General features: G+C 57.6%; 20 protein-coding genes. 8 read left to right on the forward strand and 12 right to left on the reverse strand.

The features are described from left to right. Window positions 1–15: 15 nt before the first annotated feature. On the reverse strand, window positions 16–1,020 hold the full coding sequence (locus GJA01_RS01730) for a lipid A deacylase LpxR family protein (RefSeq protein WP_062018712.1): 1,005 nt from the start codon (window positions 1,018–1,020) through the stop codon (window positions 16–18). A gap of 277 nt (window positions 1,021–1,297) precedes the next feature. On the opposite strand from GJA01_RS01730, the gene GJA01_RS15710 reads away from it, so the two are divergent. Continuing rightward, window positions 1,298–2,002 carry a cold-shock protein gene (locus GJA01_RS15710; protein WP_062505626.1) on the forward strand — a complete coding sequence of 235 codons (705 nt, stop codon included), beginning with the start codon at window positions 1,298–1,300 and terminating at the stop codon, window positions 2,000–2,002. A 146-nt stretch (window positions 2,003–2,148) separates the two neighbouring features. On the opposite strand, the gene smpB is transcribed toward GJA01_RS15710, so the two are convergent. The 4 genes from smpB to GJA01_RS01755 are packed head-to-tail and all read right to left on the reverse strand — an operon-like array spanning window position 2,149 to window position 5,161. Beyond that, window positions 2,149–2,643, reverse strand: a complete 495-nt coding sequence (gene smpB, locus GJA01_RS01740) for an SsrA-binding protein SmpB (protein ID WP_010501467.1) — start codon at window positions 2,641–2,643, stop codon at window positions 2,149–2,151. Between the two features lie 9 nt (window positions 2,644–2,652). After that, window positions 2,653–3,576 (reverse strand): 4-hydroxy-tetrahydrodipicolinate synthase, encoded by a 924-nt coding sequence (gene dapA / locus GJA01_RS01745; protein WP_010501466.1) that lies wholly within the window; start codon window positions 3,574–3,576, stop codon window positions 2,653–2,655. Between the two features lie 23 nt (window positions 3,577–3,599). Then, complete coding sequence (locus GJA01_RS01750) at window positions 3,600–4,436, reverse strand: prephenate dehydratase (RefSeq protein WP_062505625.1); 837 nt, start codon at window positions 4,434–4,436, stop codon at window positions 3,600–3,602. Continuing rightward, complete coding sequence (locus GJA01_RS01755; RefSeq protein ID WP_062505623.1) at window positions 4,436–5,161, reverse strand: 3-deoxy-manno-octulosonate cytidylyltransferase; 726 nt, start codon at window positions 5,159–5,161, stop codon at window positions 4,436–4,438. Before GJA01_RS01755 ends, GJA01_RS01750 begins: the two co-directional genes overlap by 1 nt. Window positions 5,162–5,244: 83 nt before the next feature. Here GJA01_RS01755 and GJA01_RS01760 point away from each other — a divergent pair, with 83 nt between their 5' ends. From GJA01_RS01760 to GJA01_RS01770, 3 genes are all read left to right on the forward strand, one after another. Further along, the gene (locus tag GJA01_RS01760) at window positions 5,245–6,039 is read left to right on the forward strand and encodes an inositol monophosphatase family protein (protein WP_062505622.1); all 795 of its coding nucleotides are present in this window, start codon (window positions 5,245–5,247) and stop codon (window positions 6,037–6,039) included. Window positions 6,040–6,131: 92 nt separating this feature from the next. Continuing rightward, a complete protein-coding gene (serA, locus tag GJA01_RS01765) occupies window positions 6,132–7,379 on the forward strand; it encodes a phosphoglycerate dehydrogenase (RefSeq protein WP_062025453.1) in 1,248 nt (415 codons plus the stop codon). 36 nt (window positions 7,380–7,415) lie between these two features. After that, complete coding sequence (locus GJA01_RS01770; RefSeq protein WP_062505620.1) at window positions 7,416–8,933, forward strand: YifB family Mg chelatase-like AAA ATPase; 1,518 nt, start codon at window positions 7,416–7,418, stop codon at window positions 8,931–8,933. Here the strand turns inward: GJA01_RS01770 and GJA01_RS01775 are convergent. The 3 genes from GJA01_RS01775 to GJA01_RS01785 are packed head-to-tail and all read right to left on the reverse strand — an operon-like array spanning window position 8,913 to window position 11,229. Beyond that, the gene (locus tag GJA01_RS01775) at window positions 8,913–9,122 is read right to left on the reverse strand and encodes a hypothetical protein (protein ID WP_010501455.1); all 210 of its coding nucleotides are present in this window, start codon (window positions 9,120–9,122) and stop codon (window positions 8,913–8,915) included. The two genes, GJA01_RS01770 and GJA01_RS01775, sit on opposite strands and share 21 nt — an antisense overlap. After that, complete coding sequence (metC, locus tag GJA01_RS01780) at window positions 9,122–10,339, reverse strand: cystathionine beta-lyase (RefSeq protein ID WP_062505617.1); 1,218 nt, start codon at window positions 10,337–10,339, stop codon at window positions 9,122–9,124. The genes GJA01_RS01775 and metC overlap by 1 nt, the downstream gene beginning before the upstream one ends. Next, complete coding sequence (locus GJA01_RS01785; protein WP_253783452.1) at window positions 10,336–11,229, reverse strand: sulfurtransferase; 894 nt, start codon at window positions 11,227–11,229, stop codon at window positions 10,336–10,338. The genes metC and GJA01_RS01785 overlap by 4 nt, the downstream gene beginning before the upstream one ends. Window positions 11,230–11,280: 51 nt before the next feature. On the opposite strand from GJA01_RS01785, the gene GJA01_RS01790 reads away from it, so the two are divergent. Together GJA01_RS01790 and GJA01_RS01795 are read left to right on the forward strand one after the other, a co-directional pair. Then, window positions 11,281–12,357 (forward strand): AI-2E family transporter, encoded by a 1,077-nt coding sequence (locus tag GJA01_RS01790; RefSeq protein ID WP_062505722.1) that lies wholly within the window; start codon window positions 11,281–11,283, stop codon window positions 12,355–12,357. Further along, window positions 12,354–12,980 (forward strand): endonuclease/exonuclease/phosphatase family protein, encoded by a 627-nt coding sequence (locus GJA01_RS01795; protein ID WP_010501447.1) that lies wholly within the window; start codon window positions 12,354–12,356, stop codon window positions 12,978–12,980. The genes GJA01_RS01790 and GJA01_RS01795 overlap by 4 nt, the downstream gene beginning before the upstream one ends. Before the next feature lie 3 nt (window positions 12,981–12,983). On the opposite strand, the gene cls is transcribed toward GJA01_RS01795, so the two are convergent. Beyond that, complete coding sequence (gene cls / locus GJA01_RS01800) at window positions 12,984–14,396, reverse strand: cardiolipin synthase (RefSeq protein ID WP_010501444.1); 1,413 nt, start codon at window positions 14,394–14,396, stop codon at window positions 12,984–12,986. Window positions 14,397–14,511: 115 nt separating this feature from the next. On the opposite strand from cls, the gene GJA01_RS01805 reads away from it, so the two are divergent. Next, window positions 14,512–15,228 (forward strand): arginyltransferase, encoded by a 717-nt coding sequence (locus tag GJA01_RS01805; RefSeq protein ID WP_082785324.1) that lies wholly within the window; start codon window positions 14,512–14,514, stop codon window positions 15,226–15,228. A 4-nt stretch (window positions 15,229–15,232) separates the two neighbouring features. On the opposite strand, the gene parC is transcribed toward GJA01_RS01805, so the two are convergent. Continuing rightward, on the reverse strand, window positions 15,233–17,443 hold the full coding sequence (gene parC / locus GJA01_RS01810; RefSeq protein WP_062505614.1) for a DNA topoisomerase IV subunit A: 2,211 nt from the start codon (window positions 17,441–17,443) through the stop codon (window positions 15,233–15,235). Between parC and GJA01_RS01815 the strand changes: the two genes are divergently transcribed. Continuing rightward, complete coding sequence (locus tag GJA01_RS01815) at window positions 17,420–17,896, forward strand: hypothetical protein (protein WP_023942696.1); 477 nt, start codon at window positions 17,420–17,422, stop codon at window positions 17,894–17,896. The two genes, parC and GJA01_RS01815, sit on opposite strands and share 24 nt — an antisense overlap. On the opposite strand, the gene recO is transcribed toward GJA01_RS01815, so the two are convergent. Then, the gene (gene recO / locus GJA01_RS01820) at window positions 17,856–18,650 is read right to left on the reverse strand and encodes a DNA repair protein RecO (RefSeq protein ID WP_062505612.1); all 795 of its coding nucleotides are present in this window, start codon (window positions 18,648–18,650) and stop codon (window positions 17,856–17,858) included. The two genes, GJA01_RS01815 and recO, sit on opposite strands and share 41 nt — an antisense overlap. Window positions 18,651–18,777: 127 nt before the next feature. After that, window positions 18,778–19,686 (reverse strand): translation elongation factor Ts, encoded by a 909-nt coding sequence (tsf, locus tag GJA01_RS01825; protein ID WP_010501436.1) that lies wholly within the window; start codon window positions 19,684–19,686, stop codon window positions 18,778–18,780. Window positions 19,687–19,747: the final 61 nt, after the last annotated feature.

The raw sequence follows: 19,747 nt of genomic DNA on the forward strand, positions 1-19,747 counted from the left end.
ATGATCTAAATCAGATCAGAATTTCACGGACAGTTTCAGTGATCCGTAATTGAACAGTCCTGCCTTCTGAGTCTTGAATTGAGCCGTCTGCCAGTTCTGGCTGTAGGACAGTCGAACGCCGTGCCACATCACAGCCACACCGGCATGAATTTCACCCACATCCCAGACCTTGTCGACATGCGGGGCATTCGCACGCACTGTGCTGCCCTGAAGGCTGGAGTCGTACCCTACAGCCTGACCTTCGACACCACCGTAGAAATACCACGCCAAAGGACGGGTTGCACGGAAGGCATCCGTTCCATCCGTTCCTGGGCCAATTGTCGAGTTTCCAAAATCACTGTTCAGACCCTGACCGATACGGAAGGTCGCGGCCGCATCAGCATACGTACGATAGTCACCTGCTGCGCCAGATACGGCGGGAAGAACATCCATCCCGACGCCATAGAGATCCACGATCGGCAAACGCCAGATACGTCCTGCCTGAATCTGCATGATCGGCTGGTTGGCCAACTGGTGGCTCCAGCCTTTGTTCGGCGTATCACTGATCAGATTGTGGAAACCGTTCTGAACCTGGCGCCCCAAACCTGCCGGGCCCATGACACCAAACTGGATTCCCATAACCGTACGGGACAGATCCGTATCGTTAATGAGATTAACAGTTCCCAACAGAAGACCGGCGTATGGACGGTCTCCCTGCGGTGGCTGAGCCATCTGGGTTTCACGGGGCGTCATGATCAACTGCTGCAGCCCGATACTGATGCGCTGCTGACCATTACCCATCAGGAAGTGATTCAGATTCGCAAACGGAAGCGGCAGATTGTCCGTGCCCGATGTCCAGTTGATACGCAGACCCGAGGTGTAATACTGATCCGACGTTCCCTTGAGCGTTGAAACTGCATCGTTTTCACCTTGGATCGTCCAGGTCCCGTAGGGATCCTGAAGAGGGGTCGCCATGGCGGACGAAGAGGCCAGTGCAAGCAGGGCTGTGGCCCCGAGGGAAAGAGTCAGTCGGGTCTGCATAGGCACCTCTGTTCTCGCGAACGATCAGGATCTGGGGCATTTATAATGCGTCTGTATGTCATCTCCGGGCTGTGAAGCAAAGCCTTCCAGCAGGCGTGACAATCTTAAAATCCGCGCGAGTTGGGCGCTTCTCTCACTTTCGTTGTGGCAGGAGGGCAAAAAACCATGCTAGTGATTCTCTTAGAGGAAGGCGCTGGCGCTGAACTCACCTTTTTTGAAATACGTCACGACAGGGAATTGACCCCCTCCGTGGCGCCCCAGTCTCGGGATTAGACCGTTGAGAAACAACAGAACCGACCGCAGCTTTAACTCACCTCGCCGCGGCGGGTTTGACGGGGACTATTCGTCCCAGCCGTCCTATGGTGACCGTGGTGGCTTCGGTGGCGGCGGTGGTGGTGGCTTCGGCGCCCCTCGCCGTGGCGGCGCTGGCAGCAGCTTCGTCACAGCATCCGGCCCAGAAATCAGCTCACGCGTTAAGTGGTTCAACACGGAGAAGGGCTTCGGCTTCGTGGAACTCGCTGACGGCTCCGGGGATGTGTTCCTGCACGCCAACGCTCTTGGCAACGCTGGCGTAAGCAGCGTCAACCCGAGCGCAACCGTTGTTGTTCGCATCGGTCAGGGCCCGAAGGGTCGTCAGGTTGCGGAAGTTCTTTCCGTTGACGAAAGCACGGCTGAAGCACCGCGTCCGCGCGCTCAGTTCGGCGCTCCGCAGCAGCCGCGCTTTGGTGGTCCGTCCGCTCGTCCGGGCCGTCCGGCTCCTGACCTGTCCGACGCACAGGACATCCGCGGCACCGTGAAGTGGTACAACTCCACGAAGGGCTTCGGCTTCATCACACCTGACTCCGGTGGCAAGGACATCTTCGTCCACGCTTCCGCTCTCGAGCGTTCCCAGCTTGCAACCCTCGACGAAGGCCAGACGATTAACGTCAAGGTTGTTCAGGGTCAGAAGGGTCCGGAAGCTGCTGTCATCAGCGCTGACTGATCGCCCTTCAGCGCTTTGCTGAACGAATAGAAAAACCGCTGTGGACTTAGTCCACAGCGGTTTTTTTGTTTCTGTCTAATATGCTGTTTAGCGAGACAAAAAAGTAATTTGGTTAGTGTTTCAAAAAAACTGGCGCTACCGAAGATTTAATAATCCCTGCCCTTGCTGCGGATCAGGCGCGCCTTGTCACGCTGCCAGTCACGCTCTGCAATCGCGTGACGCTTGTCCTCTTTCTTGCGGCCCTGCCCTAATCCGATCGTTACTTTCGCGACTCCACGGTCGTTGAAGTGAATATCCAGAGGCACGAGAGAAGCGCCCGCCCGCGTTACAGCAGACAGGTAATGGGCAATCTGCTTTTTGTGCATCAGAAGCTTACGAGGTGCTCTTGGCTCAAAACGAGACAGAACACCGCCCTGATATTCAGGAATATAGGCATTGAAGAGCCAGATCTCGCCGTCACGTTCAGCAGCATAGGCTTCCGTGATCGTTGAACGACCTAATCTGAGGCTTTTCACCTCAGGACCTTTCAGAACGATACCCGCTTCCGTCGTTTCAAGAATCGTATAATCGAACCGGCCTTTACGGTTCTGAGCGACGATCCCATGAGAGATCATGCCACTCTTCTCTTTTTTTCCGGCCATTTAGAAATATCAGTCCAATAGATCGAGAGAACGCAGGGCTGCGTCGATTGCCTTGCGCGTTGCATCCTGAGGCTCAACCAGCGGCAAACGCAGCGTGGCTGTGCACAGTCCCAGTCTGGACATAGCGTATTTCACTGGCCCCGGGTTGCTTTCCATAAACATGGCATCATGCAGCGGAGAGAGGCGATCCTGAAGAGCGATCGCGTCCTGCACGCGACCTTCATTCCAGGCTGCATGCATTTGTGCGCACAGATCCGGCACAACATTGGACGTCACGCCGATGCAGCCATCACCACCAGCAGCAAGGAACGAAACAACCGTATTGTCGTCACCAGACAACTGGTTAAGCGGCTTCTTCACGTTCCGACGCACAGCAATCGGCCGTGCCATGTTGGCCGTAGCGTCCTTCACACCCACGATATTCTGATGCTCGCCCAGACGGCCAAGTGTTTCTGGCGTCAGATCCACGACGGAACGACCGGGAATGCAATACAGGTACATCGGCAGTGGCGTTGCATCCGCAATCGTCATGAAATGGCGGTAAAGCCCTTCCTGCGTCGGCTTATTGTAATAGGGCACGACAACCAGCAGGCTATTCGCGCCCACCGAGTGAGCATGCTTTGCCATCTGCACAGCTTCGGAGGTGCTGTTTGAACCCGCACCCGCCATAACAGGCACGCGCCCATTGGATGTCTCGACGCAGTGCGCGATGATCTGACCATGCTCTTCATGAGACAAAGTCGGGCTTTCACCGGTGGTCCCAGCGGGAACAAGACCACTGGTACCGGCTTTGATCTGGCGCTCGATGAGCTTTGTCGCCACACCGAAATCGATACGTCCATCCGTATCCATCGGGGTAACCAGAGCCGTCAGCGACCCCTTGTACATGCCCGTCTCCACCATCGTCTCGCCTCTGCTCATCATGCGTTCCATCCTGCTCTTCCGATCCGTCAGCGTCATGTGCCGGAACGAGCAAGACTGCGTGGGTATGCACCCAGAATCTTCAAATTGTTGCTGGTCTGCTCCAGTTCTTTCAAAGCGGCTGCAAGCGCAGGCTGGTCCGGATGTCCTTCGACATCCATCAGGAACTGCGTCGCCGTGAAAGAGCCGTTCAGCATGTAGCTCTCAATTCGGGTCATGTTTATACCATGCCGCGAAAATCCACCCAATGCCGCGTAAAGCGCACCTGCCGTATTTCCGACCCGCATCAGAAGCGTGGTCAGCGTGTCGTTCCGGCTCACATCTGGAAAATTCGGTACAGGCGCCACTCGGTAAAATCGCGTGGTGTTATGTGCCGCATCTTCCACATTCCGCCTTAGAACGGTCAAGCCGTTGAGTTCACCGGCAAGGGAGGACGCAATTGCTGCATCCTCTTTGCGGCCCCATTTGGCCACCAGTTCGGCAGCTCCAGCGGTGTCAAACTCCGGCACGGCTTCCAGATTCAGCTCACGAATGAGCTTGCGAACCTGCCCAAGTGCCACGGGATGCGTATGCAAGCGGCGGATATCTGAAATTTCAGTCCCCGGAACAGCAAGAAGGCAGTGCTCAACGCGCTGGAAATGCTCTCCCACAATGTGCAGGCCAGCCTCTGGCAGCAGGGAGTGAATGTCCGGCACACGCCCGGCGAGCGAGTTCTCACAAGCCAGCAGAGCTTCGTCTGCGCGTCCATCATGAACAGCCTCAATCGCAGCTGCGAAACTTGCGCATGGGAGCGTGATCCAGCCCGGACAGGCCTGACGGCACGCGAGGTCTGAATAGGCGCCAGGCTGCCCCTGAAAAGCAATGACCGGCATCAGACCAACTCCCTCACTCGTTCCAGATCTTGTGGCGTATCAACGCCCTGTGGCGCATGTTCAATACGTGCGCATCCAATGGTCATCCCGGCTTCCAGCGCCCGAAGCTGCTCAAGGCTTTCCCGGCGCTCAAGCGCCGATGGAGGCAAAGACACAAAGCGTTCAAGCGCCTGCCGTCGCCACGCGTAAACTCCAACATGGTGCCAGTGCAGACCAGCGCCCCATGGGATCGGCAGACGTGAAAAATAGAGAGCCCGTGCGACAGAAGCGGTCCCAAAATCACAGGCGATTTTCACCACCTGCTCGGCATTCCGCTCCCATTCACTTTGGACAGGCGCGGCCAATGTCCCGATATCGAAATCGCCCTGTTTGAGAGGCTCAAGAACAGCCGTGAGGCTGGCAGGCTCAATGAGAGGCAAATCGCCCTGAAGATTGATGACAACATCATGCTCGCCATCGGGGTCCACCTGCTGAAGCGCGGCGTGGACACGGTCCGAACCGCTGGCCAGAGACGAGTCGGTCAGGACACCCTGAACGCCTTCCAGTTTACTGACTGCATCGAGAATCTCCTGATCCCCAGCGGCGACCACTACTTTCCCGATTTTTGCTTCAAGAGCCCGTTTCGCAACACGGACAATCATGGGAAGACCGCCAATATCCGCAAGGGGCTTGCGTGGAAGACGGGTCGAGGCAAGTCTGGAGGGAATGACGATGATCGGACGCATGGCCCTTCTGATGCCGCCCACCTGATCGGGCGTCAATCTCACTCTGGGTTTTCTGTGAGTATTACTGAAAGAAATTGGAAAATATGACTGAAACAGTTCTGAACAAGGCGCTTGCCGTCGCCGAAGCCTGTGCTGATGCTGCCCGCAGGACTGTCATCCCCCATTTCCGGACATCTTTACAGGCCGATGCGAAGTCCGACGACAGCCCCGTCACCGTGGCCGATCGTGCTGCGGAAAAGGTCATGCGAACCATTCTGGAAGATGCTCTTCCAGACCATGCCATCCTTGGCGAAGAAAGCGGCATGAGTGGACATGCAAGCGACTGGCTCTGGGTTCTCGACCCGATTGACGGAACACGCGCTTTCCTGACGGGGCGCCCAACCTTCGGCACCCTGATTTCGCTTTTTCATCAAGGCCGTCCGGTATTGGGTCTGATTGACCAGCCACTGACCGGAGAACGCTGGATTGGTGTTGCAGGACAGGAAACTCGCTTCGTCTCAGATCGCCTTCCTGGAGAAATCGGAACACGCCTCTGCCCGGAATTGAAAGAGGCCGAACTGTCCTGCACCTCTCCGGAAATCATGACCCCTGCCCATACGCCGCGCTTTACCAATCTCCAGAAGCACGTCCGCCGCACCTCCTGGGGCGGAGACTGCTACGCCTACGGATTGCTGGCGCTCGGACAGATTGACGTCATTGCGGAATGCACGATGAACCCTTGGGACTGGGGCGCTCTGGTGCCCGTTATCGAGGGTGCGGGCGGTAGCATCACGGACTGGCAGGGCCAGCCCCTCAGCCTGGAGAGCGATGGAACGGTTCTGGCCTGTGGCAACCCTGCTCTGCTTCCAGAGATCGTGAGCCACCTTTCCCATTTGTGAACGATGCGTTAGGCATGACGCCCCGGTGATCATGGGCCGGGACAGGTTGGAATGAGAGCCGGAGCCTTCCGGTTCAGGACCGGGATGGAAATATGGACGCGCAATTCTCTCTCCCCAAGAACAAGATCCGCATTCTCCTGCTTGAAGGCATCCATGAGAGTGCTGTCGAGCATTTCAATGTGCAGGGTTATGCAGAGGTCACACGCCTGAAAGGCGCCCTTGAAGGCGATGCTCTCAAGGAAGCACTCCAGGGCGTGCATATGGTCGGCATCCGGAGCCGCACGCAGCTAACGAGAGAGGTTCTTGAATCCGCTGATCGCCTCATGGCGATTGGCTGCTTCTGCATCGGAACGAACCAGGTTGATCTGGAAGCCGCTCGCATGGCCGGTATCCCGGTCTTCAACGCCCCCTATAGCAATACACGTTCTGTCGCCGAACTGGTGATGGGCGAAGTTGTCATGCTAATGCGCCGCATCCCCTCCCGTTCCGAACAGTGCCATCAGGGTGGCTGGGACAAGTCTGCCATCAACGCCTGGGAAGTCCGCGGAAAGACGCTCGGTATTGTCGGTTACGGTTCGATCGGCTCGCAGCTTTCCGTTCTGGCCGAAGCCTTCGGTATGCGCGTCCTGTACTACGATATCATGCCACGCCTTCCCCATGGCAATGCAGTTGCTGTGGCCACGCTAAAAGACCTGTTGGCCCAGTCGGATGTCGTGACGCTCCATGTTCCGCAGACACCGGACACGGATCTGCTGATTGGCGAAGCTGAAATCCGAGCCATGAAGCCCAACTCCATCCTGCTCAACAACGCGCGCGGTAATGTCGTGGACCTGGAGGCGCTGGCTGCTGCTCTCAAGGACGGCCACCTCATGGGCGCAGGTGTAGACGTTTTCCCGGTCGAACCGAAGATTGCTGGCGAGCGTTTTGTTTCCCCGCTTCAGGGTCTGAAAAACGTGCTTCTCACCCCGCATATCGGCGGCTCCACCATGGAAGCGCAGGAGCGGATTGGCGTTGAAGTCGCTCGTAAGCTGGTGGACTATTCGGATGTTGGCTCCACCATTGGTGCCGTAAATTTTCCGAGCGTACAGCTTCCGGAGCGGCCACGTGGCACGCGTTTCATGCACGTTCATGCCAACCGTCCCGGCATCATGCGGCAGATCAACGAGCTATTCGCAGCCGAGAACTGCAATGTGACGGCACAGTATCTGCAAACGGATGGTGAAGTCGGATACGTCGTCGTTGAAGCCGAATCGACCGGCCCTGACATGGACCAGCAGCTTCTGGACGGTCTGCGCGCTATGGACGGTACGCTCCGTGCACGCCTGATTTACCAGCGTTAACCATCTAGTAATATGTTCTGGCTACGATCTCGTCCCATGACGACATCCGGCCAGAACACACCTCCCAAGACCACCCCCACTCTCGCCCGTATCCAGAGCTTCGCCTTCTCAGGCATCGAAGCTGTTCCGGTCACGGTCGAAGTTCAGGTTTCTACCGGTTTGCCTGCGTTTTTGGTTGTCGGCATGGCCGATAAATCTGTTGGAGAAGCGCGCGAACGTGTTCGCGCTGCTCTGACGGCAATGGGCTTGGCGCTTCCACCCAAACGTATTCTGGTCAATCTGGTGCCTGCCGACCTCATCAAGGAAGGCGCACATTTTGACCTTCCCATTGCCCTGGGTCTGCTGGTGGCGATGGGACTTTTGCCGTTCGAAGCCGTGTCTGCTTATGCCGCCGTTGGTGAATTGTCTCTGGATGGGCGTGTTAATCCAATCAACGGTGTTCTGTCAGCCGCTCTGGGTGCCGCGACAGAGGGGCTAGGCCTGATCTGTCCTTCGCTTCAGGGTACGGAAGCACGTTGGGGCAATCCCGATCATGACATTCTGGCTCCAGAAACATTGCTCGCGCTTGTTTCCCATTTTCGAGGCGAACAGGTTCTGACGCCTGTTCTACCGGCGCAGGGCTACACGCCCGATTACGGGCCAGACCTTGCAGACGTCAAAGGTATGGCATTGGGTCGGCGCGCTCTGGAGATTGCCGCCGCCGGTGGACATTCCGTTCTCATGAGTGGGCCGCCCGGCGCAGGAAAATCCATGCTGGCATGTCGTTTGCCAAGTATTCTGCCGGACCTCACAACGGAAGAAATGCTGGAAACCAGCCGTATTCATAGTGTCTCCGGTCTTTTGAAAGAGGGACGCCTGACGGTTCGGCCGCCTTATCGTGCTCCGCATCACAGTGCGAGCCTCCCTGCCATGGTCGGCGGGGGTGCAAAAGCGAAGCCTGGTGAAGTCAGTCTGGCGCATAACGGGGTGCTGTTCCTTGATGAACTCCCCGAATTCTCCCGCTCCTGTCTGGAATCGCTGCGTCAGCCTATTGAGACGGGTTCCATCTCCATCGCGCGTGCGGCCCAGCACACGACTTATCCAGCCCGTTTCCAGTTTATTGCCGCGATGAATCCCTGCCGGTGCGGCTATCTGGGAGACCCGGAACGCAGTTGTCGCAAAGCGCCACGCTGCGGTGAGGATTACAGTGCCAAAATCTCAGGCCCCATGCTCGATCGCATGGATATCTGCGTACAGATTGACCCGCTTTCGCCTGTCGAAATCAGCCGGGCACCGCGAGGCGAAGATAGTGCGACGGTTCGGGCCCGCGTTGAAAAAGCGCGGGCACGACAGATCGAACGGCAGGGTGCTTGCAATGCTCAGGTCTCACCAGACCTGTTCGTCATGGATGATGACGCCCGCTCCCTTGCTGAACAGGCCGCCGAGAAAATGCGCCTCTCCAATCGGGGACTGACACGCCTGATGCGGGTTTCCCGAACCATTGCGGATCTGGAAGGCACACAGCAGATTCAACGCCATCACGTTGCCGAAGCCTTAGGGTTTCGGCGGCGTTGATCCATTCTTACGTCGACCCAGATCCCGAAAAGACGGGATCATGGCGACCATGATGAACAGCGTGATCCAGAAATTGATCTGGTGGAACATCGCCGTTCCATACAGCCAGAAACCGTACAGCAGGGTTGCGGTCATGACGGTATAACCCACCAGCATGACCCACCAGATAATCCATTCCTTGCTTGGCATTACTGATCCACCCCTGCCAGACCATCCAGTCCGCGCGCCAGATCTGCCTTGAGATCCTCTACGTTCTCCAGACCAATATGCAGGCGGAAAGTTGCCGCTTTTGGCCCACCGTCTCCCGTCACGCGGCGAACATGTCCGGTCGTGGGCAGCACAAGGCTTTCGTAGCCTCCCCAGGAGGCCCCGATCCCGAACATGCTCAGATTATCGATCATGCGTTCCGCGGCCTCGACACTGATATTCGGCTGAAGCTCAACGCCAAACAGCCCGCACGCACCGGTAAAATCACGCTTCCAGATATTGTGCCCCGGACAGTCTTCCAGAGCCGGATGCAGCACACGCGCCACTTCCGGACGTGTCTTCAGCCACTGAGCAATCTCAAGTGCAGAACGGGACTGATGAGCGAGACGCACACCCATGGTTCGCAGACCACGAAGAGTCAGCCAGCAGTCATCCGGGCTGGCACACTGGCCAAGCTGGATGGAGGCATCCCGCAAGGTCTTCCAATGCGTCTCATCATTGACCGTGATGGAGCCGATAATGACGTCCGAATGGCCCCCGGGATATTTCGTCAGGGCCTGGATCGACACGTCTACCCCATGCTCGAAGGGTTGGAATACGCCGATTCCCCATGTGTTATCGAGGAACAGCAGCGCCCCTGCCTGATGGGCCACATCCGCCAGCATTGGCACGTCCTGCACTTCGAATGTGTGGCTACCGGGGCTTTCAGCAAAAATGATGCGCGTTTCAGGCCGGGTCAGGACTTCAATTTCTGCGCGTGTCGTCATTGGCGCGTAGTACGTTGTGCTGACGCCCAGACGTTTGAGCATGGTGTCAGCAAAGCGGCGCGTTGGCCCATAAACCGAGTCGGGAAGAAGCAGATGGTCGCCCTGCCCCAGAAACGCCACCAGCGGCGTTGTACAGGCACTTAGACCGGAATTGACAACCTGTGTGTGGGTCCCGCCCTCAATGGCCGATAACAGCACTTCAAGTTCGTGCTGGATCGGTGTTCCCATTGCGCCATAAACCGCCTTGTGGGCATGGCTGCGGCCATCCATCCGGTTCATGGATTCAAGCGTGGGAAACAAGACCGTCGAACCGCGCGAGACAGGCAGGTTCACCAGTGTTCCGCCCTCGCTGGCCTCTGCACGCCCACCCTGTACAAGGGTTGACGCCAAGCGGTTCCAGCCCGCGCTGACACGTGTTTCGAGATCGCTCATGCCTGTTCTCCCGTCACAATCGGCGCATCCGGATCACTCCCCCATTCCGCCCAGGAACCATCATAAAGTGCGCCATCCGGCAGCCCGGCGATTGCCAGCCCAGCCAGAAGTGTTGCGGCTGTCAGTCCTGATCCACAGCTTGTAATCACCCTCCGCCCGGCAACCGGTGCGAACAAGGAGCGAAGCGTTTCCGGCGGAAGGAAATGACCATGCTCGTCGACAAGTCGTGTCCAGTCCATGCTGATAGCGCCCGCCATATGGCCGCCACGCACACCCGGTCTCGGCTCTGGCACAGACCCCGCAAAACGCCCATGACTGCGGGCATCCAGAACAACCGTCTGAGAAGGTGCGTTCAGAATATCACCGCTCCCTGCCAGCAGACCGTAACGCGGACGCGTTCTGTACTGAGCAGGCTCCACACCCACAGGGTCTCCGCGTTCAACCGAACCACCAGCTTCCCGCCATGCAGCCAGACCGCCATCCAGAATCCTGACATTCCGGTGCCCAAACAGGCGCGCCAGCCACCAGCCCCGACAGGCTCCGACGCTTCCCTTTCCGTCATAAAAAACGATTGGCGTGTCTTCGGTCAGACCGAGTTCGCCCATCAGACGCGCAAACCGGGCGGCACCCGGAACAGTATGCGGCAGGCGGCTCTCCGGATCAGCAAAGATATCAATGTCGAATCGACGTGCACCCGGAATATGGGCCTCACGGAACGCAGCGTCCGGATTCCCGTTCTGACCGGGCAGGAGAACGCTGGCATCCAGCGGAACGTAAGCCGTTGTCCCTGCAAGGAGGTCCTGTGCGGCAAGAAGCGGTGAATTCGTCATCCCTCTACCATAGGTCGAGGGATGCGCGGGACGCCAGAGCGTGGCAGACTGTTCAGCCATGAATATGCAGGTCCCTGCCTTGAAGCCATTGACCCCCCGGAAATCTGTTCCATGACAACAGAGCGGATCATTCTGGGCTTCGTCCTTGTTGGCGTAGCCTATGGATGCGGCGTCATCCTCTGGCCGTTCCTTTCGGCCATCCTCTGGGCGGCTATCCTCACTTTTTCCAGTTGGCCCATCTACCGATGGCTGAGACGCCATATCCGGCCGTCGCTTGCCGCGCTGGGCATGATGTTTCTCAGTGCCGTGACCATTATCGTTCCCCTGTCGGTTCTCACATCCGCTGGAATCAGTGACATCCCGGAAACGATTGGCACCCTCGATACGCTCCTTCTCAGGGCAGGCTCGGCCGGACCGCCTCCAGCCTGGATGGCTCATATCCCGCTGGCAGGGCCCCATCTGGTCGAATGGTGGCACCATCTGACCCATGACGTTGGCGCGGCCACGGAAATGCTGCGTCCCTATTTCGGCCAGATCGCTCACTACACGCTTGCCATCCTGATGAAGCTGGCCAGTGGTCTGGTGGAACTTGTCATGGCTTTGTTTGTGGCATTCTTCCTCTGGCTGAACGGCGATTCGCTGGGTCTCACCATTACCGCGCTAATCGCCCGGATCGCTGGCCCTCGTGCCACCCCCCGTCTCATCAATGTCATCGGACGGACAATCCGGGGAACGGTGTACGGGGTACTGGGTACGGCAATCATTCAGGGTGTTCTGACAGGGATCGGCCTCATGATTGCAGGCGTTCCTTCCCCGGTTCTTCTGGCGGGTATTGCAGCGTTTGTTGCGGTCTTTCCCATTGGCGCGCCTCTGATCTGGATACCCGCGGCCATCTGGCTTGGCATGACCCACCATGTGGGGCATGGGCTGTTTCTGGCGGCTTACGGCGTCATCGTTATTTCCGGTGCAGACCATCTGATCCGACCGATCTTCATCTCACGTGGCGCGCAGTTACCCTATCTGCTGACCGTTTTGGGTGTTCTTGGCGGCGTTGTGGCTTTTGGCGGCCTCGGGATTTTCCTTGGCCCCGTCCTGCTGGCTGTTGGATACACGCTTACCAGTGAATTCGCTGCTGGCCCTCACCGACCTGAACCACGGCATCTTTATATTTCGGAGTCTTCCAAGTGACGGCATCGCTTCTGTCCGGCTCACCTTTTCGCATTCTGAGCTGGAACCTTCTTCGCTGGGACGGCGCATCGCTGGAAGACGTTCTGACCGTGATTCGTGCGGAAGACCCGGACGTCGTTCTGATGCAGGAAGCACAGGAACCAGTTGATGTCCTGCCTGAAATTCTGGGCGGCTATTATGATCGTATTCCGCTTCCCGGTCGCCCGCATGGCACGGCATGCTGGAGTCGTCTGCCGTTCACGCGACCGCCGTCTTTCTGCCATCTCCCGCGTGGACTGGTTGTGAAGCGCACGGCACAGATCATTGATTTCGGAAGTTTTTCCCTGGCCAACGTGCATCTGTCCCACGGACAGATCCTCAACCGCCGACAGCTTCGCAGCCTGACGACCAGCATGCATCGACGCGCTGTCATCATGGGGGATTTCAATCTTGTGGGTCCAGTCATGCTCCCCGGATTTCATGACGTTGGCCCCAAGGAGAAAACCCACCGGATGCTGGACCGTCTTCCCCTGCGACTGGACCGTTGTCTTGTCCGCGGTGTGAACCGTCTGGAAGCCCGTGCACTCCCGCGTTTCGGCTCGGATCATCGTCCGATTTCCGTCACGCTGCGGCTCACGCCCTAAGCCTTACAGATAGGGCAGGAACAGCCTGAGCGCTGCGTTACGGATCTGGATCAGATAAGGCGTCCGATCAATGTCGTGGTGGGTCAGTCGGTTTTTGCGATGCGTATCCATAAAGGCCGACAGATCCCGAGCCACTTCCCGATCGTAAATCTCCAGATTGATTTCGAAGTTCAGGCGTAGGGAGCGGACGTCCAGATTGGTGCTCCCAACAAAGCTCCATTCCTCATCCACGACCATCAGCTTGGAATGATTGAACGGCGGATTGGCCATCCAGACCCGGCATCCCGCATCCAGAAAAGGTCTCAGGTTGGCGTCGCGTGCAAAATCAATAATCGCGTGATTGCTGCTTTTCGGCACAACAATATCAATCACGACGCCGCGTAAGGCTGCCAGATTGAGAGCCGAGGTAAACCGGTCATCCGGCAGGAAATAGGGTGTCATGAGACGCACATGTTTCTTGGCCAGAGTAATGGCCTGCAACATGCCATATTCAATCTTCTCAAGGTCGGCATCCGGGCCGGACGTAACGATCCGCATGGGAATATCGCCGACGGGCAGCGGTTCGGGCAGATAAGGTTCGCCCTTGAGTTCTTCTCCTGTCGTGAAAGACCAGTCCCATGCAAATGCCACGGACAACTGATGCACGACCGGGCCGCGCAGCTCGAAATGTGTATCCGCTACAGGGAGTTTTGTCCGTAGGCGAAGCATGTTTTCTTCACCAATGTTCAGGCCGCCCATGAAACCGACCCGACCATCCACAACAAGGATCTTGCGATGGTTGCGGAGATTGATGAACGGCATGCGCCATGGCCATACGGAATGCATGAACCGGGAACATTTCACGCCATCGCGTCTAAGCCGTCGCTCTATCGCACAGCGGAAATAGCCGCTCCCGATTCCATCCACCAGAACACGGACTTCCACACCGCGTCTGTGTGCGTCCACCAGAGCTTCAGCAAACTGCTCACCAATCCGGTCTGCCCGGAAAATATAAGAGCAGAGAATAACCGATGTTTTCGCCTGCCGGATGGCGTCTATCATGACAGGATAGGCATTATCCCCATCGTGCAGAACCTTCACGGAGTTCCCGCGCATCAAGGGGCGCTCTGTAAGACGACCCAGCATTTTTGCAAGCGGGGCCAGGTCCCCTTCCATCACCTGCCGGTACTTGGCGAGGAGTTCGCGCCCTTCCCAGGAGTGATGGTCGATCATCTTGCGCGCCCGGCGATGAACACGGTTGATACCGAACATCAGGTAAAGTGCGGTTCCAAGAAATGGCCCGATCCAACAGACGCCAATCCACGCAGCGCACGCAGACGTGTTGCGTTTGTGGCGCAAGGCATGGAGTGTGACCATAATGGGAAGTGCCCAGCGAAGGCACGTCAGAACGAAATCCAGAACAGGCCAGTGCCTCATAAAACTCCTTGGCAGACCGAGACTGTGCTCTTTCCGCGAAGATGATGGATGCGTCAGCCGGATGTCTGAGCTACGCTAGGCAATCAATCCGGTATTTTCCAAGAGGAGCGACCCTGTGCAGCATCGTCCTCAGCTCTTCTATACGACAGAGCCAGCTCCCTGCCCGTACCTGCCCAACCGCATGGAGCGCAAGGTACTGACAGATCTTTCTGGCCCCGATGCTGCCTCCCTGCATGACCGTCTTTCCCAGGCCGGGTTCAGACGCAGCCATACGATTGCCTATGCCCCCGTCTGCGTGGACTGCCGGGCCTGCAAACCGATGCGCCTGCCTGTGGCTCTTTTCCGGCCGTCCCGCACACAACAGCGCATCTGGAAACGCCATCAGGACGTCAAGGCTGCCATTACAGCGCCAATTCCAACGCAGGAACAGTTTGCACTGTTTCAGGCGTATCAGAAAAGCCGCCATACAGATGGGGATATGGCCCATATGTCCTGGCAGGACTACGCCGATCTGATCTCAAACACTCCGGTCGAAACGATTGTCATAGAGTTTCGCACGTCGGCAGACCAACTCGTCTGTGTGTCTCTTGTCGATGTCATGTCGGACGGACTGTCCGCCGTGTACACCTTTTACGACCCCACGACCCCTGCTGCATCCTGGGGAACATTCTCGATCCTGTGGTTACTCCACTTGGCCAAACAGCGCGGACATCTTCACCTCTATCTGGGGTATTATGTCCCGGGCAGTCAGAAAATGGCTTACAAAGCCACCTTCCAGCCTGCCGAGATTTTTCAGGGTGGTCACTGGACCTCCCTGATTCTCTCCGCCTGAAAGGTTAGGTCGGTTTGCGCAGCATCCATTGCGGTGCAGCCTTCCCGACCGCCCCACGGCGCCCTTCCAGCGGTGCCAGATCGGCAGCCGGACGGACGCGCTGTCCCTCCTGCCACAGGAGTCCATCCTCAAGCGTGAAAGCCCGGAGATCACGCAGTGTGCTCTCTCCAAGCTTCTGGAAGGAGACGCCCGATCCACGGCTCATCTCCGGCACCTGCTCCATTGGGAAGATCAGAGCACGTTTGTTTTGTCCCAGAGCCAGCACATGCGTTCCAACAGCCGGGATGCAGGCGAAGATGCTTTCGCCCTCCTTGACGTTGAAGACCTGCTTGCCGGTGCGCTTCTCCGCCACGATCCCAGCTTCAGAAACGATCATGCCACGCCCGCTCTCAGACGCGATCAGGCGCTTGCCGTCTTCCATGACGGGGAACATCGCAACCACACGCTCTTCCTGTGCAATATCCACAAGCGTCCGAACAGGCTGACCAAATCCACGTCCACGGGGCAGATCCGCGGCTTTGAGCGTGAACGCCTTGCCTCCACTGGCAATCAGACAGATCCGATCCGTGCTCTGACATTCCGCCATGAGACCGGCTTCGTCCCCTTCTTTGAAGCGATGCCCCTGTGGGTCCAGCCCATGTCCCTTCATGGCCCTGATCCAGCCCTCGCGAGACAGAAGAATGGTCAGTGGCTCGCGATCCACTTCAAGCGCTGCCGAAATATCGATAGCTTTAGGGGGCTGTGCAATCTGCGTCCGTCGATCGCCCAGCGGGCCACTTCCGAACTTCTTGATCGTCGCATCCAGATCCTTGCCAATCCGGGTCCAGCGGCGCTTTTCAGATCCCAGAAGGGTCTCAAGAGATTTGCGTTCATCCGCAAGGGCATCACGCTCCTTGCGGATCTCCATTTCTTCCAGCCTGCGCAGCGAACGCAGACGCATGTTGAGAACGGCTTCCGCCTGAATATCCGTCAGGGTGAAGGTCTTCATCAGGCTGACCTTCGGCTCATCCTCTTCCCGGATGATGCGAATGACTTCATCCAGATTGAGATAAACCGCCAGAAAACCATCCAGGATTTCCAGACGGCGCATGACAGCCGCAAGACGATGGTTTGACCGACGCACCAGCACTTCATGGACATGCGCCAGCCACGCCTGAATAACCTGCTTGATTGACAGCACACCCGGCACGCGGTCTCCGCCGAGAACATTCATGTTCAGGCTGAAGCGGTTTTCCAGCGCCGTATTGCGGAACATCGTCTCCATCAGGACTTCAGGGTCACACCCCTTGGTCTTGGGTTCCAGCACCAGACGGATATCCATCGTGCTCTCATCCCGCACGTCTCCAAGTAGCGGGAGCTTACGCTGCTCCATCAACTCGGCGATCTGTTCGATCAGACGGGACTTCTGAACCTGATAAGGAATTTCCGTGACAACGATGCACCAGGTTCCAAACCTGCCCTGCTCCACTTCCCAGCGCGCACGCGTCCTGAAGCTGCCACGACCGGTTTCATAGGAACGAATGATCGACTCGCGATCTTCAACCAGAATACCGCCGGTCGGGAAATCCGGACCGGGAATGAAATCGACCAGTTCCGCTACGGTCGCATCCGGCTTTTCAATCAGATACTTCGCCGCACGACAGATTTCCGCGGCGTTATGCGGCGGAATACTCGTCGCCATACCGACGGCAATACCAGCCGCTCCATTAGCCAGCAGGTTCGGGAATGTGCCTGGCAGGACGACAGGTTCGTGGTCTTCGTTATCGTAAGTCGGGCGGAAATCCACGGCATCATCATTGATACCGTCCAGCAGCGTCTGCGCGATCTCGGTCAGGCGGCTTTCCGTATAACGCATGGCCGCTGCGCCATCGCCGTCGATGGAGCCGAAATTGCCCTGACCTTCGACGAGCGGATATCGAACGGCAAAATCCTGCGCCAGACGCACGAGTGCTTCGTAAACGGACGCATCACCGTGCGGGTGAAACTTACCGATCACGTCGCCGACGACACGTGCACACTTTTTAAACCCTGATGTGGGATCAAGGCGTAACTGCTGCATCGCATAGAGGAGGCGCCGGTGCACCGGCTTGAGACCATCACGCACATCCGGAAGGGACCGCGACATGATCGTCGACATCGCATACGCAATATATCGCTCGCTCAGAGCCTCCGCGAGCTTGGTATCCTCAATATGACCCGCCAGATCAACGCCCATGCACTTCCCCTTTTCTCAGCAGGACTTAGACACTGCCGCCCGCTCCTGTCCAGCGTTGCGCTCGTTCTTCTTTCAGCCTGTTCGCCGTACCGGCCGATCCTTCATGAAGAAGATACGCTGGCCCGTAACGGCTTTGTCGCCCATGAGGCTAATACCACAGCCCGATGGCAGATGATGAACCTGCTGCCTCCAAACACCATGACCTATCGCATGCAGGGCAATGTAGCCGTGATGCTCTATGCGGACCCGACCGCATGCGGATGCGTCTATATGGGCAATATGGTGGCCTATCATGCCTATCAACTCAGCCACCCTGTTTCCGCCGATGATGAGCAGCGCATGACAGCGGAAATCAACCAGCATCCGGGATGGGACTGGTCCGTCTGGAACTGGACTGCCGACCCGGATGTCGTCAGCGGAGTTCGTCCGGGTCCTGTGCAGGTTCGATATTGAGATCTTCGATGATCTCATCTTTTCCGGTCAGCCTGCGAATACGTTCGAACAGCCTTTCGCGCGCCGCAGGCAAGGGCTGGTGCCGCACGCCAAAAACCCACCGTGAAAGAAAGTGGCCGGTCAGCGTCATTCCTGCCAGCCAGTCTTCGGGGCTACCCTCTTCCGTTTCATTGGCCAGAAACGCAGGAAGCACCAACAGCCGATCGCGCCAGGCACCAGCACCCTCGTCGCTCACGGCGCGCCCGGACTTTGGGGAGACAAAATTCAGGTTGTCACACCCTCCGGTGACGGCACAGGCAGAAAGATCCAGTCCGTAACCCAGTTCGCCCAGTAATTCTCGTTCCCAGCGCAGATAGGCCGCTATAGGAGGCGGCTTAGGCGCGATTCCTATCAACGTCAGAAGCCGGATCAGGCGCATGAAAAGTTCGGGATGAGCTTCCCCTTGGGGTAGAGCACCATCCGCCAGAGCGCACGCACTACTCACCATGGCCAGTTGAAGAGGAAGATCAAGCAGTCTTGCCCCTACACTCTGAACAGGTTCAGCCGTAACGGCACCAAGCTGATCTGACAGTCTGGCACGCCAGCGCGCCATGACAAGATTACCTGTTTGCCAAAGAGGGGCCTGTTTTCTGGACCCGCCACCGCGCACCATTCCGTGTGAAACGCCATGCTCTTCGCTCAGCAGATGAACAAGAGCACTGCCTTCTCCGTAAGGACGAACAGACAGGACCAGTGCAGCCGCTTCCCACTCCATCACAGCACGATGCTCCCGACAAAGACCAAAAACAGAAAAACTCCCGCACGAGTACCGTGCGGGAGTTTCCAATCTCTTTCAGTTTCAACCAGGCAGACAAGCCTGCCTGGTCAAATGGAAAAAGATCTTACTTGGTGCCAGCAGCAGCAGCCACTTCGGCAGCGAAGTCGTTTTCTTCCTTCTCGATGCCTTCACCAAGCTGGAAGCGCTCGAAGCCAACCAGCTTCGCGCCAGACTTTTCCACAACCTTTGCCACGCGGCTTTCGCCATCGAGAACCCAGACCTGCTCCAGAAGAACAACTTCTTCATAGAACTTGCGGATACGACCTTCGACCATCTTCTCGATGATGGCTTCCGGCTTGCCGGAATCACGGGCCTGTTCGATCAGAACCGTACGCTCACGCTCCAGAGACTCCGGATCGACGCTTGCAACATCCAGAGCAGCCGGACGGGTTGCAGCAACATGCATGCCAATCTGGCGGCCGAGCGTCAGGAGAGCGTCGGACTCGGACGGAGCCTGAAGAGCGGCGAGAACACCGATCTTCCCAATGCCCGGGCGCAGTGCGCTGTGGACGTAGCTGGCGACAACACCGGACTCAACAGACAGAACGCGAGCGCGACGGATCGACATGTTCTCGCCGATCGTAGCGATCAGATGCGTCAGTTCGTCGGCAACCGTACGGCCGGACGGAACCTTGGCTGCCTTGATGGCTTCCAGATCTTCGCCAACTTCCAGAGCAACCTGAGCAACCTGCTCGACGAATGCCTGGAATGCTTCGTTACGGCCAACGAAGTCCGTCTCAGCGTTGACTTCAACCATAGCGGCGCGGTTCGGACCGGAGACAACGCCAACCAGACCTTCAGCCGTTGTACGGCCGGACTTCTTGGCAGCCTGGGACAGACCCTTGGTGCGAAGCCAGTCGATGGCTGCTTCCATGTCAGCAGCAGCTTCCGTCAGAGCCTTCTTGCAATCCATCATGCCTGCGCCGGTCTTCTCGCGCAGTTCGCGAACCAGGGCTGCGGTGATTTCTGCCATGTTCTCTTATCCCTCGAAAAGATCATGCGGCCGAGCGTAAACGCCCGACCGCATGCATGTT

This window comes from Gluconobacter japonicus (assembly GCF_002723975.1).
In the GTDB taxonomy this organism is placed as follows: domain Bacteria; phylum Pseudomonadota; class Alphaproteobacteria; order Acetobacterales; family Acetobacteraceae; genus Gluconobacter; species Gluconobacter japonicus.

Bases quoted from the DNA above. Each gene is read 5' to 3' on its own strand.
- GJA01_RS01750 (WP_062505625.1), bottom strand. From the start codon at position 4,436: ATGCCGGTCATTGCTTTTCAGGGGCAGCCTGGCGCCTATTCAGACCTC.
- recO (WP_062505612.1), bottom strand. From the start codon at position 18,650: ATGGAGTGGGAAGCGGCTGCACTGGTCCTGTCTGTTCGTCCTTACGGA.
- GJA01_RS01785 (WP_253783452.1), bottom strand. From the start codon at position 11,229: ATGGCTGAACAGTCTGCCACGCTCTGGCGTCCCGCGCATCCCTCGACC.
- cls (WP_010501444.1), bottom strand. From the start codon at position 14,396: ATGAGGCACTGGCCTGTTCTGGATTTCGTTCTGACGTGCCTTCGCTGG.
- GJA01_RS01770 (WP_062505620.1), top strand. From the start codon at position 7,416: ATGACGACATCCGGCCAGAACACACCTCCCAAGACCACCCCCACTCTC.
- GJA01_RS01790 (WP_062505722.1), top strand. From the start codon at position 11,281: ATGACAACAGAGCGGATCATTCTGGGCTTCGTCCTTGTTGGCGTAGCC.
- GJA01_RS01775 (WP_010501455.1), bottom strand. From the start codon at position 9,122: ATGCCAAGCAAGGAATGGATTATCTGGTGGGTCATGCTGGTGGGTTAT.
- GJA01_RS01815 (WP_023942696.1), top strand. From the start codon at position 17,420: ATGACCCGCCAGATCAACGCCCATGCACTTCCCCTTTTCTCAGCAGGA.
- GJA01_RS01755 (WP_062505623.1), bottom strand. From the start codon at position 5,161: ATGCGTCCGATCATCGTCATTCCCTCCAGACTTGCCTCGACCCGTCTT.
- parC (WP_062505614.1), bottom strand. From the start codon at position 17,443: ATGGGCGTTGATCTGGCGGGTCATATTGAGGATACCAAGCTCGCGGAG.
- GJA01_RS01760 (WP_062505622.1), top strand. From the start codon at position 5,245: ATGACTGAAACAGTTCTGAACAAGGCGCTTGCCGTCGCCGAAGCCTGT.
- tsf (WP_010501436.1), bottom strand. From the start codon at position 19,686: ATGGCAGAAATCACCGCAGCCCTGGTTCGCGAACTGCGCGAGAAGACC.
- metC (WP_062505617.1), bottom strand. From the start codon at position 10,339: ATGAGCGATCTCGAAACACGTGTCAGCGCGGGCTGGAACCGCTTGGCG.
- GJA01_RS01730 (WP_062018712.1), bottom strand. From the start codon at position 1,020: ATGCAGACCCGACTGACTCTTTCCCTCGGGGCCACAGCCCTGCTTGCA.
- smpB (WP_010501467.1), bottom strand. From the start codon at position 2,643: ATGGCCGGAAAAAAAGAGAAGAGTGGCATGATCTCTCATGGGATCGTC.
- dapA (WP_010501466.1), bottom strand. From the start codon at position 3,576: ATGGAACGCATGATGAGCAGAGGCGAGACGATGGTGGAGACGGGCATG.
- serA (WP_062025453.1), top strand. From the start codon at position 6,132: ATGGACGCGCAATTCTCTCTCCCCAAGAACAAGATCCGCATTCTCCTG.